We start from the raw sequence: 13,041 nt of genomic DNA on the forward strand, positions 1-13,041 counted from the left end.
AAACGTGGTTTTAATTGTTCCTGCCGATAACGCTTCTGTCTATGGAGAAGCGACCACCTACACGCGGGCGACCGGCAGGAACATCAAGCTTTGACCCTCAGGTGGCAGGAGCTTTTGGTAATGTCGTGCGCGAAGAACGCCTAAAATCGGGCCTGGCCCAGGAGAAACTTGCTCTCCTGGCTGGGGTTGAGCGCGCACATCTGGGAAAAATCGAGCGGGGCGAAAGCCTACCCACCCTTCCGCTGATAATGAGATTGTCCAAAGCCCTCGAAGTTAAAGCCGCTGACCTGATATCGCAGATGGAGCAGCGGCTGGATCAATGCGAAGGTGGAAGTGGCTGAGTCAGGCGCACTTGGGAACAGTAGGGAACGGAAAGGCGTTCTGGCAGCCGGACGCCAGATCTACTGTGATCCAGTGCTTATCGGTTTCGCCCGTCCGTAGCAACTCCCACACAATGCTCATTCCCGCAGTCGTGACCGCACGGTTGACCAAACAGTCCTGCGACCTTATGGCTTCCGCAACCGAGCAGGACTTTTTGGTGTCATCTTCGAGTGTTTCGATTTCAGGGTAAGCGTCCATGACGTTGGGGTAGAGGCCCCGCCTGTCCTTATGCGCAGCCCCGAACACAACCTGCCCATGTCGAGCCTCGTTGCCGAGGTCGAGCCACATGCAGTGCTTGGAAAGCACTGAACTGCTGGCAATTGCACGGCGTGCCGAAGAAAGGTCAACAGCGGAAATGATCAGGTCGGCGGCGCGCATCGTCTCTACCGTCTCGCGGCTTGGAAATCGGAAGGGCAGCGCCTCCCAAGACGTACCCAGCATGAGGTTATAGCGATTCACCAAGCTGATTGCTTTGAATTGGCCCAGGTCGCACGGCCAGAAACGCTGACGTACAAGGTTCGGCTCGCGCACGATGGCATCGTCAATCACCGCCACCTCAAGGCCCTCTGGATGGCCGAGGGAGCGAAGCGCATGGTGGAAGCTGGCCAACGCATCAACCACCTCGCTGCCATTGCCCCCAGCCCCGATAACCACAATGCGCGGGGCGCGTTCAACCCACGATGCAGGCGTCTTATAGATAGGGGATTGGTGAGCGGTGATCGGATGAACGCTCATCACGCACCCCCTTTGATAGCTTGCGCTAGCGTTAGCGGGCCACTGTATGACCCTGCTGAAACCAGTTTCGAGGCTGGGAACCGGTTCGATCCCTTCTCGCTCAGCGCTCGGTAAAATTCTTTCAGGGCCTCAAACGAGCGGCAACCCGCCACCGGCTCAACCGTGCCGCTGTGGGTGTTGTCGCTCTCCAGAACGAAATTCTCCCAGGCTGGGATGTTCTCACGTTGCACATCGCGAGGAACATTGCCGCTACCAGTGCAGAAGGTTCCGCCTTTGTACACATTCCCCAGCGGGGCATAGAAGAGTTCTGTCTCCGGCGTCGGGCGCTGATTGCCCTTGAACGCAAAGCAACGGAAGGATTGGTTTGCCGCAGCGATGAAGATCAAGCCCGGCAGCGGGGCGCGTATGCGCTCGCCCAGGATAGGAATATCGTGCAGGCCAGGGCGGCGGTACCACGCCAAGACAGTGCGTGAGCTGAACAGATAATGCTCGGGAAGAAATTCTGCTCCCGCATCTTCATTCAACAGCAGTGCCGCCAGTTCGGATTTATCGTAGGAACTAAATGCCCTCCCGGCTCCCAACGTGAACCCGGCCTTACCGTCCTCCAGCGCAATGACGCTGTGACTGGTGACAGTGACCACGCCGGTCTGGCTGTGGTGGTGTATCAGCATGGCCTTGCTCGAAACTTTTTCACTCAGCATTACCGCATTCCTCTAAAGCGTCGGCGATTCGCTGCAACAGACCTAGGGTCAGCGATAGCGTGTCTAGAACTGGCAGGGTGACGGTTCGCAACTGATCAGGACTCAGCGGTAACCCGATGGCTGGGAAGCCAGAGCCGCCGACGATGCCGTCAAAACCGTCATAACTACTCTGCTCTAGATTTGGAAAATCCCTAGTCAGGCAAACCAGAATGCTCTCGAAAAGAGAAACCCCATCACCGGCTGTGCCTGGCAAATTATGGGGGTTGAACTCCTTGAGCAACCCACTGGCGTCCTGCTCCAGACAGTGCTGCAAGGCCTCCCGCAGCACTTGAATCAGCGGGGCGTGTGCATCATCACGCTCACAGATTTGCCGCGCCTGATCGGACAGCTCCTCGATCTCCAATCGATCTCCCTGGCCAAGGGTGGCTCCAGCTATCTGTTTCAATTCATCCATCTCATAGATGGCGTCAAGCAAGCTGTTTACAGAGTCCTCGTCTTGGCCATGGCAGTAGAGATATTCAGCGATGTAATCCTCATGCTCGACCGAATCGTCCAATAGGAAGGCACAAAGTTCGTCTCTGGATTGTGTGGCCAAGCGCGGAGACAGCTCCTCGAAAGCCTCCGAAAGCCCGTGGTTGAGGTAGCTATGCGGCCCCAGGAAGGTCATTGGCGTATGGAACGGCAGCAGATGGCGTGTCATCGCGTCGAGTGTCTTGAAAAGAAGCACCCGCAGTTCCAGGCTCGCTGGCGCTTGAACTGTGAAAGTAGCGAAGCAGCTCGACTCCAGAAAGAAATGACCGTCCTGGATTCCGAAGGAGTAGGCGTCCTCAACGGATGTGGGCAGCTTGACCCGGCCAATCAGCGAGCGCTCCAGCTCCGCCATTATCCTGCCTGCCCCATCAGGGCCTGCCTCGATGTGGGGGGCGAGCGCATCAAGTCCGACCAGCCCAGCCTCTACAGCGGCGATTGCATAGGATGCCGTCTCAACTGGATCGACGTATGGGGTATTTAGCCGATTCAGCAGGCTCGTGCGCTGTGGAAAAAGGCCTTCATCACTGATGGCAAAGGACGCACCAAGGCACTGTACTACTTCGACCGTGAGGCGATGCAGCCCGTAGCTATTTGGGTACTGCCGAAGCCATTCGATTGAGCTTTCAGCTACCAGGCCAGCTTCCAAGGCCTCCCGGCACAGCATGCTATGAGCTTGGTGGTCGACCACCCCTGCATAGTCCCGGCTGAACAGTTGGGCCTGTGCTTCACGCATCACAGGCCCAACATTCGGCAAGCTAAGAGGTGTCAACGCGGCAGTTGGAAGTCGATAGTGCCGGGGTTGGCGGGGGAGGAGAGCAACTTCCATAGCCTTTGTCTCTGCTGGTGGTCTAAACAATCAGGTTCGGTACCGGATGGGAGGTGGCGATCCAGTTCGCCACGCTCCCACGCTTTCAGGACTTCAAGCGGGTCAACCTTTTGCACCGAATCCGCCGTCTCGGAACTCGTAGACATAGCTGTCATTCTCCACAATGGGGTCGATAATTTTCGCTCCGTTGAGCTTCGGGAACTGACGGGCATAGTGTTTGAGCACGTCAGTCACAGGCATTTCTGGCTGCGGGTCGGGGAGGTCGCGTCCGGCGTAACGAAAGACACGGGCCAGAGAGATTTCAACAAGTGCCATGAGTGCAATTCCTAGAAGGAGGCCGCGAGGTCCAGATTGGGTTCATCCGAGCTGCTATCCGCGCCCGAACCAGCAACTGCCTGAGAAGCGTTACTATCCTCGGCATCGGCATCGGCATCGGCATCAAGGGCAGGCCTTGCAGGCTGCTCAGTGGCTGGTGCGGCGGCTTTCGCCTGCACGGTGGCACCAATCGAGCGGATTTCATCCAGCAGGCTTACACCCTCGTTCAGCGCCTGGACGTGCTGTGTCAGGCGCTTCATCAGCGCCTCCTCGATTTCAACAGCACTCCCTACCAGGATCAGCGGGCGGCACATGGCGGCACGAAGCTGCACTTCGTGTTCGGATGCCTTCTCAGGGGTAGGGCCGAGGTCAGCGGTAATCATCACTTTCAGCGCATCGGCGGAGGCGGTTTCGATTGCCACATTGACGCGGTGTTGAGTGCCCGCCAATGCAGCAGCCATTACGGAAAAAAACGTAGATTGCATGATGATGTTCCCTGTCAGGCTTGGGTCGATTCGGATTGCTGGGGAGCGGGGTTCTTCCCGCCCTGTGCCGATAGTTGTAACGCAGGCGGCAAATAACCCAACCAACTGAACTCTTTGAAAGCCAGGATGGCGTCGATCAGAGCGCTTGCTTTGCCGGTGGCCAGCCCTTCAAAGGCCTTTTCGCCCTTCGCCTCGTTGTAGGCGGCGACAAAGCCTGAACGCTTGCAGTCTTCGATGATGCCCGCCTTAACCTGAGCTTTGAGGTAGCTCTCGTTCATCACGAATCCTTTGGCCGGATCGACGTTGGCGTACTCCATGAATTTGAGCGACTGAGCACCGGACACGGATTTCTCGAATGCGTCAGCGCTATCCGTGCGGAATAGCGAGGCGGCAGCCATGCTGCCCATGAACGTGAGGAGTTTTTCCTCCCCGAGTTGCGCAAGCCGAATCTCGGCATCGGCGCGAGCCGTAGTCATCAGGGAGCTTGTGACGCCCATGGCCTTTTCCATCTGTGCTCGCAGCTCGCTTTTGAGGTCGCTGCGCATCTCGAAATACATGCTGACGATGGCCACTGCCAGCGCTAGCGAGCGGTCATTGAGCACGACTTGCTTGCTCATACGGGCGTAAAGGTCGAAGGCTTCACGGCGTAGCGACTTCTTCACCTGGGTGGGCTTGGCGCTTGCGGCCTTCGGCTTGGCCGGGGCTGCTCCAACAGCGCCCCCGGCAACGGTGGCTGGCGCTGTGTTCGTTACGGTGGCCAGAGCGGTTTTGTACGCGGCGGTTTTCTCCTTGTGGCAAGGCTTGTTGAAGCACATGCCGCCGATCACGTCGCCTTCGCGCCCCCTCGACACCATGACCACTGCGCCGAAGCTTGCACAGGTAGCGCACGCCGCTGCCTGTTGTTCTCCCACACCATCCTCGCCCCGTGCGACGAGCTTCACGTATGAGTCCTTGGCGAGATTCAGCTCGCTATGAACCACCGCGTGCTCCTCCTGCGCCTCGATCAACCGAACAGAAATTAGCTGCTCGGTTTTCCGGTTCCAGCAGACCGAGTTTTGGCAGCGAGACGCCCCAAGGCTTGCCTCAAACAAATCGGCATTCGCGCCCGAGTTGTGGATGCAGCTCCGGCATTCCGTGGTGTCGAAGCGTGCAGTCGAAACGTCCCGAGTCAACTCCAGCAGGCGCGCCCTGGTCTGCTCGACGGAATAGTTCTTCTCGATGATCTTCGACAGAATGCCCGCTTGATCGGGAGCGGGGAGACGGCATAGCAATTCAGCATGACCAATCTTGATCTGCTCCTCCAGCAGGGCCTCGGCCACCGCATCACAGGCGTGGGCGAGCAGCAGGCGGCTGTCGAGCTTGGTTCTAGACCAATCCAAGGCCTTCATCACCGCCAAATGGTCGTTGGCCATGTCCTCCAGCAAAACTACCGCAGACTGGGCTTCTTCGATTGGCGTCAGGTCGGCCCGCACCTGATTCTCCAGAGCAGCGATCAACCGCGCTTCCTGATCGCTCATAGCGCGGATCAGGGCGGGAACCTCGATCAGGCCCGCATCATGGGCCGCCGTCCAGCGCCGGTTCCCAGCCACCACCTCATGGTCGTAGTTCGGGTCATCGCTTACAGGCCTGACCAGAATCGGTTGGATGATGCCCTTCGCGCTGATCGAACGTACCAGTTGCTCATAAGCGGACTTCTTCCGGCCTTTACGCGGGTCGATCTGTGGGTTGCGGCGGATACGGCTGAGGGGGAGTACTTCTGCTACTTGCTGATTCACTTGGCTAAACTCCGTGTTTGCAATGAGTTCAGCTTCACCCATGTCCGGGAAAACCCAAGCTTCAAGTCGCGCCAGTTATTTCGGACGCTAATCACGCCTGAAAGCGGAAAATAGGGGTCTTTTTTCGGGGTACCTTAATCGCATCCCTCCCTGGTAGGGCAACCCACGGCCCTGATCGAAATGAAAAAGACCGCCCACGTTTTTATCCTCATGCTCACGCCGGTGGCTCTGGCTTCAGCCGAAACCATGCTTCCCGCATTCGCCTCAGCAGCTATTTCTGACTTCCAAATGAAGTTGCTCTCCTTCGGCGCTTGGATGCTAGCTGGCGCGACCTTGGGAGCAGTCTTGGCCAGAAACATCGACGGGCAACGGAGGGGGCTTCGTAAGGCCCTGTTTTTGCTCTGCTTATTAGGCGGTGGCTCAATGGGTATGCTCGGCTTTCTTGGGAAAATCCCGTGGTGAGTAAAAATCGCAAAACACTGAACCTGGAGTTACACCCAATGAAGTATGAGATCGCCGAGAAGTATGGATGCACCATCATCTACGGGATGATCCCCGTCACCGAACTATGCGCTGTTATGGCCAAGGCTGCAGAAGGCGCTGTCATGTCTCCTTTGCTGGCCAAACGTCTTGGGGCGAACACGGTGTTTGGCACGCCTGCTGCCCTGGAACAACTGGTCGCAGATCCAGACACACGAGCAACCAGCAAGCTGCTGACCAAGGAGCTGCGTGGGGATTTTCCTTTGTCGGACAAAGCAATTATTTGGCTAGAAGAAGGTGAGCGGGGAGCCAGTAGCGAAAGCATGTTCCAGCGTTTTACAGGAATGCCTGGTTTGGAGGAGGGCAACTATCCTCACGATCTTTCTGATCTCAGGCGCTGCCGACTACTCCTGGAACAAGTGCCTGAGTTCGCCATTCTGCTACCCCAAATGAGAGATGTATCTCTGGTATGGGAAAGGCTCGTCGAGCGCTGGGAATATATCTGCGAAGCAATGGATGAAGACTCACCAGACTGGCGGAATGGAAACTTTGGAAGCGATAACTGGCACGCAAATCACTTGCTGAGAACCGCTATTCAAGGCTCGCCACCTCCGTTGGTGTGAAGCTTCCGTTTCGTGATACTGGTGGTGCATGTTTCAAGTAGCAAAAAGCCCGAATCGACGCCGGGCTTTTTGCTTTCATAGAAACAGAGAATCACTGACCAACAAACACCGCCTCAACCGCTGCCAAGGCTTGGCGCGCACCCTCAAGCTCTGGCTGTATCAGCTTCAAGCCTCCCAGATCGTTGCTCATCACTGACACGCAATCCTGAAGCGCTTTTTTTGCTTCAGTGAGTGCAGTCAACAGAGCGGAATCTTTTGCCTCCGCAATAGCCGCCGCCCCTTCAACTACGCTGAGGCGCTTGCTGAGAACGAAGTAGATGTGCGGGAAAACCAACTCCTGAACAACACCCGCATTCTTCGCTGCTTTAGCTGACGCTTCTTCTACGATAGAGATCAGCTCTGCCTTGTGGATCGGGTTGAATAGTTGCATGTGGTAACTCCAAATGAAGAATGCCCCCAGCATGCCGACCGCTCCCCAAAACCCAAGTCATCAAGCACGCCCCGCTTACCCCTCGACGCGGGATAAGCTGGTAGAGCGCATGGCTGACACAGCGGGGTACCACCAGCGGATCAAGCCGGTGACGTTCGTAGCAACGAAGCACCCGTTCAGCAGCAACAATCCCCAGGCCTGCGCCAGAACTGCGTAGCAGCAGAGGCTCAAGCTCGAAACGAGGAATAACCACCATCCCCACGGAGACACACGGGTATTGGTGGAGATCATCAGCGCCCCGAGGACGCCGCAGATGCTTCCGATCCACTCGAAATACAGGGTCATAGGTCAGTCCTTCGCATATTCCTGGGAGATTTCTTCGGCTCGAATTTCATTGATGATCCTGTGTGCATTGAGCCGACACTGGACGGGATAGGCCAGAGGGTCGTGGCCACGGCGTTCAAAAGCGACGATCAACTGCGCCTTCCAGGTGATACCAGAGGACTTGGGGTTGGGATCTAAACCGTTGCCAGCAGCAATGCGGGCTTGCCGGTAGGATTGACACCACTCAGCCCTGGTCGCGCTGTACCGTCCCAAACTGGGTTTGCGAGGGAAACACATAGGCTCCCCTCAGATCAGCGCAAATTTGCGGAGGGAGTCACCGAGCGTCCCCGTCCATACAGCGCCCGACTTCGAGCTTTCCCCGTGGTAGACGTTGAAGTGCTCGCCCTTTTTGATCGAGTTGGGAACACAGGCACGCCGCACCACAGGATGCCCGTCGATATCGAAATCCTGAAAGCCATGGTGGGAGTTGACCAAGCGTGCGGTGAAGGTCAGCGGCTCTTTGGTGTTTTTCTGGCTCATGCAAATGACTCGTTTGAACTGGATGGGCCTTTAGGGTGAACGCGGCCACAGAAAACCCAACTCCGATGACCTGTCGAATTTGTCCAACAGTCCGTTGGACGACCTCCATTTCAGGCACTAATCCAGCGTGAAAACGCGCCCGGCCTGCGTCCCGGCCCGATAGGATCAGGCCAAGCCACAGTGGCTCAGCCTACCAATGGGACGGGCGTGGCATTCCGGTTCATCCACCAGTCGTCCCTGGTTGGGAGTTTTTCACTCCATGGGATGCTGGCTTCATCAACTGATCAAGGGAAGCGTAATGAGCAATCAAAACACCGAAGCCCGTCCGGAGCTGGAAGTCGTAGCCACCATTGAGGTGATGAGCTACGACGACGAAACGACGTACATCGAAACCCGCAGCGATCGGATCAACTTCGACAACGCAGTTAACGATGATGGCCTGGTGTTTAAGTCAGACGCTGAGCGTGTAATTTCTGGCCTGAGCTACAAGGCTGAGCTTTACGACGAGGTATGGAGCAAAGCAAAGGAGATGGGATTCATGAACGTCACAATGGCGCTGAAGGAGGTGGCTAACCGGCGCTCTAACGCTGTGATAACGGGACTGGTAGAGGCGCTGAACAAGATATCAACGGGCGCGACAGGCCACATGGACTGTGACAGCGTACTTGCCCAGATCGCATCTGATGCTCTCGCCAAGTACAGTGCTGACCAGTCTTCTAAGGGCGGTGAGTGGTGATGATAGACGCGATAGCTCGACGTTTGGGCTTCATTCGAGTTGCAGTTATGAGGGATCAACTTCAGTTTGCTCGAAACATTTCCAAGCGACTGGATGAACATCGAGAGGTGGTTGAACAGATCCAAACTCAAACAAATCTTTTCACTCAATGCCCGTGGCACATCAGCCACATGGCCACGCAAGACGACTATCTCATGAGGATTTATAGGATGGTGCATGGTGCCTGGCCATGCCATCCCGATGAGGTTCACCGTCAGCGCTTGTACGGTGAGTCGATTCGCCAGCGCCCCCGGTTGCTCGGTGATTGCGGTTTGCCAGAGTACCGCCCGCATGACAGGGTGAGTAATTCCGACGCTCTTAGGTCCTGAAAACGGATTTCAAATCCCACCTCCCGCGATAGCCTCCTGATCGAATACACCAGGAGGATTCGCTCTCATGAAAATTCGCAGTCTCTGCGCCCTCGGCAAAATGAGGGCGTACTCCGCTGACCGGCTGGTGGTCACGCTCTCGCCCAAGATATTCAGTATCCCTGCTGGCGAAGATCCGCTTGCGCACGAGCCTGAAGCGATCCATGACTTTATCCAGAGAAATCGCTGGCTCCATGCAAACTGCATCGTCGGTCTGCACAACAGCCACAATCAGCTGCTGGAACCGGGCGAAGTCATCATGAGCGGTACACGCTCGACCTTGCTGCGATGCCTGCTGCGCTGGGAGGCGCTGCGTATCCTCCCCATATGGGTCGATGGCTTCGACAGCCTTTCTGATGATGAGCGGGCAATTCGCTCCAAGTACCTCGAACGCCTTGACCGGGCTCGAGACCAGCTCCTTACCATCGATAGCTGGTATCAGAATGACCAGGAACAGTACGAGATCGCTCGAGCAGTCATGCGTACTGGTCACTGGGCGCTGGAAAACCTTCCCCCACTTGATGGCCTGGAGTGGCCAACCGGAGAGATCTTCAACCTGAAAAACCCCAGCCTTCCTGCTGAGGCGGTTGAGACTGGATACCTGGAAGGGATATTTTCCATGATTGAGCGAAAGGAACGGTTTCATGGGGAGTGCGGGAGCATTCCAGCAGACGAATTGTTCGGTATTGCGCTAATGAGCCCCAAGTCCGGATATGAGTTGCTGGTCAAGCTGCATATACAGATCGAAGCAAACCGTGCTGAAGCAGCCTATGCCCGCCGGCAGCGCGCAATTGCCTGACCCGAATCAGGAGAGAAAAGATCATGCTCAACCGTCGATATCCCGTACTGATCTCAGGGAAACGTTACTCCTCGGAGTTCCAGACCGATCAGCAGTACGCAAAAAATTGGAAAATCGTTTTGGAGAAGGCCTACGGCACTCACGCAATTTGCCAGTGCCCAAGCAGCGGCTCCCGAAAACTCTCGATCAAGCGACGTGAAGATAGCGATGGTTTTCACCTGGCGCGGTTCGCCGGTACAGGTCATGAGCACTCAAACGATTGTCGGTACTACGCCCCGGCCCCGGAGCGTTCCGGTATGCAAGGTTATGCCGTGGGCGTAGTCGAGGAGGGCGAAGATGGCAGCATTCGGGTGCGCCTGGCTCGAGGCATTCGAGTCCAGGCTGCTCGATCCGAGGAAAGCGAAAGCACTGCAGTGAAAAGATCGCCAGGAAAGAGCAAGCCGGCTATGACGTTGCTCGGGCTACTGCATCTGCTTTGGTCTGAGTCGCGACTTTCCACCTGGTATCCAGCAATGGAGGGCAAGCGCAACAGTGGCATTGTGAACTATGCGCTTCTACAGGCTGCTGAACGCGTCGCCGCAAGCCGAATGAAACTGAGCGAAGTGTTGCTGTTGGCGGCACTGAAGGACAGCAAGGGGGCGACTCGCAACCAGGCGATAGCCAAGTCCGCGATGACTCGTGATCTCCGGCTCGTCGCGATTTCGCCGCTGGCCCGCTATAACCCTGAACGTCATTCTGGAGACATCAGCAGATTGCCGCTGGCCGGGCCGTTCGGGATGCCCATGCTAAATCTGCCCCCGGCGGTCTGGGCCACAGCCGCCCGCCGATTTGAGAGAGAGCTTTCCGCCTGGAAGCGCGGAAGTCGAGTTATCGCCATCGCTCAGGTCACGCCGCGGAAGGGCGAGTCTTTTTCCCAGGCAGATGTCGTTGAGCTGGCCTTAATGCAAGTCAGTGAGCGCTGGATTCCCGTCGACTCAGATTACGAAGGGGTGATTGAGGCCAAACTCCACGCCGCCGGCCGTAGCTTCGATAAACCTCTCCGCTACGACGCGGATGAAAGTGAGGTATTTCCCGACTTTTGGCTTTTGGACACGGGTAAAGACTACCCCCTGGAGGTGTTCGGCATGAGCACACCTGCCTACCTGGAACGGAAGGCCGTCAAAACGGCTTGGTATAACCGGGAGTACGGCGGGGAAGGGTGGTGGTCGTGGAATGCCGCGGCTGACCCGAAAGGAATAAATATCCCTCCTTTCCCGGCCAAGTCCTGAGTTCCTTCGTCGAAAGCCGGCGTTCTTGGGTTATCTAAATCTCGTGCGATGCTAAAAGCCTCAAATCGGGACTGCCTCTCAAGGAACAACGACATGCAATCCGTACTCTCGAATAAGTCTACTGGGATGAAGGGCAGCTTCTGCCCAGTTACGAATTCGCCCTCTCCCAACGTAACGCGGAGCTTTGGCTCTAGCGTTCACGTTAGTTACAACCCGCGTAGCGACGGCTATGGAAGTGATACAACAGCTATCGTCCTGAGTGAGCGCGTATTCTTTGTGCTCAACGGCGATCATGCCAAAGCGCTTTGCAATGTAGCTGAAAAAAGTGGGGCCCAGGGCTGTGCGGACTACTTCGTCGAACACATTGCTCAGGCCAATAAACTCAGTGAGCATTTGATGGCCACAGGCGTGAGCAATGATCCCTTTGCACTGATGCCGACTACTTTGGAGATCCTTGGGCAAGAAAGCATGGACCGCATCGCGGCTGCTGCAAAAGCTCAACTGGACGCCACAAAAGAAAACGTTGAGGAAGCCACTCAATGATCCGCGAAGTTAGAAAGGTACCGGCCAACTGGCAACACCCCTCTGACGGGTACTACCCCGATGGAAAGGTTCGCTACGTTCCTCTGTTCAACAGTAGTGAGTTTTCGAGTAAAGCGGCTCAATGGGATGAAAACGCTGCCAAGTGGGCGCAGGGTGAATTCCCCGAGGATGCTGGCGCTGCTCATCGCACATTGAGCTTTGAAGAGTGGGATGGTCCCCGTCCAAACGCGGAGGACTACATGCCGCTTTGGCCAGAGGCAGGATGTACAAACTTCATGATGTACGAACTCACCACCGAGGGAACCCCTCTGAGTCCAGGCTTTGCAACCCTGGAGGATCTAGCCACCTGGCTTGCCGAAAACAATGTCAGCATATACGCCAATGAGCCTGCGAGTTTCGTTGATTGGTTGGCGGTCTGCAATGGCGAGCCTGTGACGCTGGCACTCACCCCGCAACGATAAGGATGCTCCATGGCCCGTGCTCGTCTCCACCTCATCTGCGGCAACTGCGGTTGCAACGATATGTGGTCGTACCGCATAGACCCCCAGGGGGAAGACATTGAGGGTAAACTATTCCCTGCCGTTTACCTCGCCTGCGGAAATTGCCACACCCTACACAATCTGGCGGATACAGCAAAGAATTCAAGCCCGAGCCAAAAGCTCAACAATTGATGAGGCCCTGATATGAGTGGGAAAGAACGTGGCCACACGATACTCGTCGGTGGTAAAAAAGCGTCTTCAGGATTCAGTCCGTTGAAGGTAGCTCGCACGTCGCCGGAGTTTATTGCGCAACTCCTTGAGCACGCAGCGCGTGAAACACTGGATGATGAACAGAAAAATGTTTTGATTACCGTCTTAGCTGGTCTCCCTGATACCGCTACCGTTAATGATCTGGAAAATGCGATTTTGGAGTACCCGGATCTGACAAATATCTTAAAGACCCTTCATAAAATGCAGACTGAAGGCGTATTTGCGGGACTAATCTCTAATCCCGCGGGCTAGGAACATCAAGCACAAAGCGCATAATCGAGGATGATGCCGTGGCATGGGCAGATCGCGCAGCACCTATAGTCGGGGAGGTAATTCGCCGCGTGGGGCGAAGCAACCAGCAGGCCCTGCGAAAGGCGCTGGCCGAGGCATACC

The 13,041-nt window shown here is 56.3% G+C and carries 18 protein-coding genes; 9 read left to right on the forward strand and 9 right to left on the reverse strand.

What is annotated here, in order from left to right:
• Positions 1 to 41 precede the first annotated feature (41 nt).
• Positions 42 to 341 carry a helix-turn-helix transcriptional regulator gene (locus QOM08_RS28575; RefSeq protein ID WP_316913356.1) on the forward strand — a complete coding sequence of 100 codons (300 nt, stop codon included), beginning with the start codon at positions 42 to 44 and terminating at the stop codon, positions 339 to 341.
• Position 342: 1 nt separating this feature from the next.
• On the opposite strand, the gene QOM08_RS28580 is transcribed toward QOM08_RS28575, so the two are convergent.
• The 6 genes from QOM08_RS28580 to QOM08_RS28605 form a co-directional block, all read right to left on the reverse strand.
• Complete coding sequence (locus tag QOM08_RS28580) at positions 343 to 1,116, reverse strand: PRTRC system ThiF family protein (protein ID WP_316913353.1); 774 nt, start codon at positions 1,114 to 1,116, stop codon at positions 343 to 345.
• Complete coding sequence (locus QOM08_RS28585; protein ID WP_316913354.1) at positions 1,116 to 1,817, reverse strand: PRTRC system protein B; 702 nt, start codon at positions 1,815 to 1,817, stop codon at positions 1,116 to 1,118. The genes QOM08_RS28580 and QOM08_RS28585 overlap by 1 nt, the downstream gene beginning before the upstream one ends.
• Entirely contained in the window at positions 1,807 to 3,081 is a 1,275-nt protein-coding gene (locus QOM08_RS28590; RefSeq protein ID WP_316913355.1) for a hypothetical protein, read from the reverse strand. Before QOM08_RS28590 ends, QOM08_RS28585 begins: the two co-directional genes overlap by 11 nt.
• Before the next feature lie 195 nt (positions 3,082 to 3,276).
• Positions 3,277 to 3,489, reverse strand: a complete 213-nt coding sequence (locus QOM08_RS28595; RefSeq protein WP_083182219.1) for a PRTRC system protein C — start codon at positions 3,487 to 3,489, stop codon at positions 3,277 to 3,279.
• Between the two features lie 11 nt (positions 3,490 to 3,500).
• A complete protein-coding gene (locus QOM08_RS28600; protein WP_316913260.1) occupies positions 3,501 to 3,974 on the reverse strand; it encodes a hypothetical protein in 474 nt (157 codons plus the stop codon).
• A 14-nt stretch (positions 3,975 to 3,988) separates the two neighbouring features.
• Positions 3,989 to 5,749: a PRTRC system ParB family protein gene (locus tag QOM08_RS28605; RefSeq protein ID WP_316913261.1), complete on the reverse strand. Its 1,761-nt coding sequence runs from the start codon at positions 5,747 to 5,749 to the stop codon at positions 3,989 to 3,991.
• A 180-nt stretch (positions 5,750 to 5,929) separates the two neighbouring features.
• Here QOM08_RS28605 and QOM08_RS28610 point away from each other — a divergent pair, with 180 nt between their 5' ends.
• Positions 5,930 to 6,211 (forward strand): hypothetical protein, encoded by a 282-nt coding sequence (locus QOM08_RS28610; RefSeq protein WP_316913262.1) that lies wholly within the window; start codon positions 5,930 to 5,932, stop codon positions 6,209 to 6,211.
• Between the two features lie 38 nt (positions 6,212 to 6,249).
• Positions 6,250 to 6,852 (forward strand): hypothetical protein, encoded by a 603-nt coding sequence (locus QOM08_RS28615; RefSeq protein WP_316913263.1) that lies wholly within the window; start codon positions 6,250 to 6,252, stop codon positions 6,850 to 6,852.
• A gap of 91 nt (positions 6,853 to 6,943) precedes the next feature.
• Here QOM08_RS28615 and QOM08_RS28620 read toward each other — a convergent pair whose 3' ends face one another.
• From QOM08_RS28620 to QOM08_RS28630, 3 genes are all read right to left on the reverse strand, one after another.
• The gene (locus tag QOM08_RS28620; protein WP_316913264.1) at positions 6,944 to 7,282 is read right to left on the reverse strand and encodes a hypothetical protein; all 339 of its coding nucleotides are present in this window, start codon (positions 7,280 to 7,282) and stop codon (positions 6,944 to 6,946) included.
• Between the two features lie 75 nt (positions 7,283 to 7,357).
• Positions 7,358 to 7,627: a nicotinamide mononucleotide transporter gene (locus QOM08_RS28625; protein ID WP_316913266.1), complete on the reverse strand. Its 270-nt coding sequence runs from the start codon at positions 7,625 to 7,627 to the stop codon at positions 7,358 to 7,360.
• A 285-nt stretch (positions 7,628 to 7,912) separates the two neighbouring features.
• Entirely contained in the window at positions 7,913 to 8,146 is a 234-nt protein-coding gene (locus tag QOM08_RS28630; RefSeq protein WP_083182224.1) for a hypothetical protein, read from the reverse strand.
• Between the two features lie 298 nt (positions 8,147 to 8,444).
• Here QOM08_RS28630 and QOM08_RS28635 point away from each other — a divergent pair, with 298 nt between their 5' ends.
• From QOM08_RS28635 to QOM08_RS28660, 6 genes are all read left to right on the forward strand, one after another.
• Positions 8,445 to 8,882 carry a hypothetical protein gene (locus QOM08_RS28635; protein ID WP_316913267.1) on the forward strand — a complete coding sequence of 146 codons (438 nt, stop codon included), beginning with the start codon at positions 8,445 to 8,447 and terminating at the stop codon, positions 8,880 to 8,882.
• Positions 8,883 to 9,317: 435 nt separating this feature from the next.
• Positions 9,318 to 10,088, forward strand: coding sequence for a hypothetical protein (locus tag QOM08_RS28640; protein WP_316913268.1), 771 nt, complete (start codon positions 9,318 to 9,320; stop codon positions 10,086 to 10,088).
• Between the two features lie 23 nt (positions 10,089 to 10,111).
• Positions 10,112 to 11,356, forward strand: coding sequence for a DUF1173 family protein (locus tag QOM08_RS28645; RefSeq protein ID WP_316913269.1), 1,245 nt, complete (start codon positions 10,112 to 10,114; stop codon positions 11,354 to 11,356).
• A gap of 93 nt (positions 11,357 to 11,449) precedes the next feature.
• Positions 11,450 to 11,899: a hypothetical protein gene (locus QOM08_RS28650; RefSeq protein WP_316913270.1), complete on the forward strand. Its 450-nt coding sequence runs from the start codon at positions 11,450 to 11,452 to the stop codon at positions 11,897 to 11,899.
• Positions 11,896 to 12,360, forward strand: coding sequence for a hypothetical protein (locus QOM08_RS28655; RefSeq protein ID WP_316913271.1), 465 nt, complete (start codon positions 11,896 to 11,898; stop codon positions 12,358 to 12,360). The genes QOM08_RS28650 and QOM08_RS28655 overlap by 4 nt, the downstream gene beginning before the upstream one ends.
• 222 nt (positions 12,361 to 12,582) lie before the next feature.
• Positions 12,583 to 12,900 carry a hypothetical protein gene (locus QOM08_RS28660; protein WP_316913272.1) on the forward strand — a complete coding sequence of 106 codons (318 nt, stop codon included), beginning with the start codon at positions 12,583 to 12,585 and terminating at the stop codon, positions 12,898 to 12,900.
• Positions 12,901 to 13,041 lie beyond the last annotated feature (141 nt).

Origin of the sequence: Pseudomonas sp. P105, from assembly GCF_032614175.1 — a bacterium.
GTDB classification, from domain to species: Bacteria; Pseudomonadota; Gammaproteobacteria; order Pseudomonadales; family Pseudomonadaceae; genus Aquipseudomonas; species Aquipseudomonas rhizophila.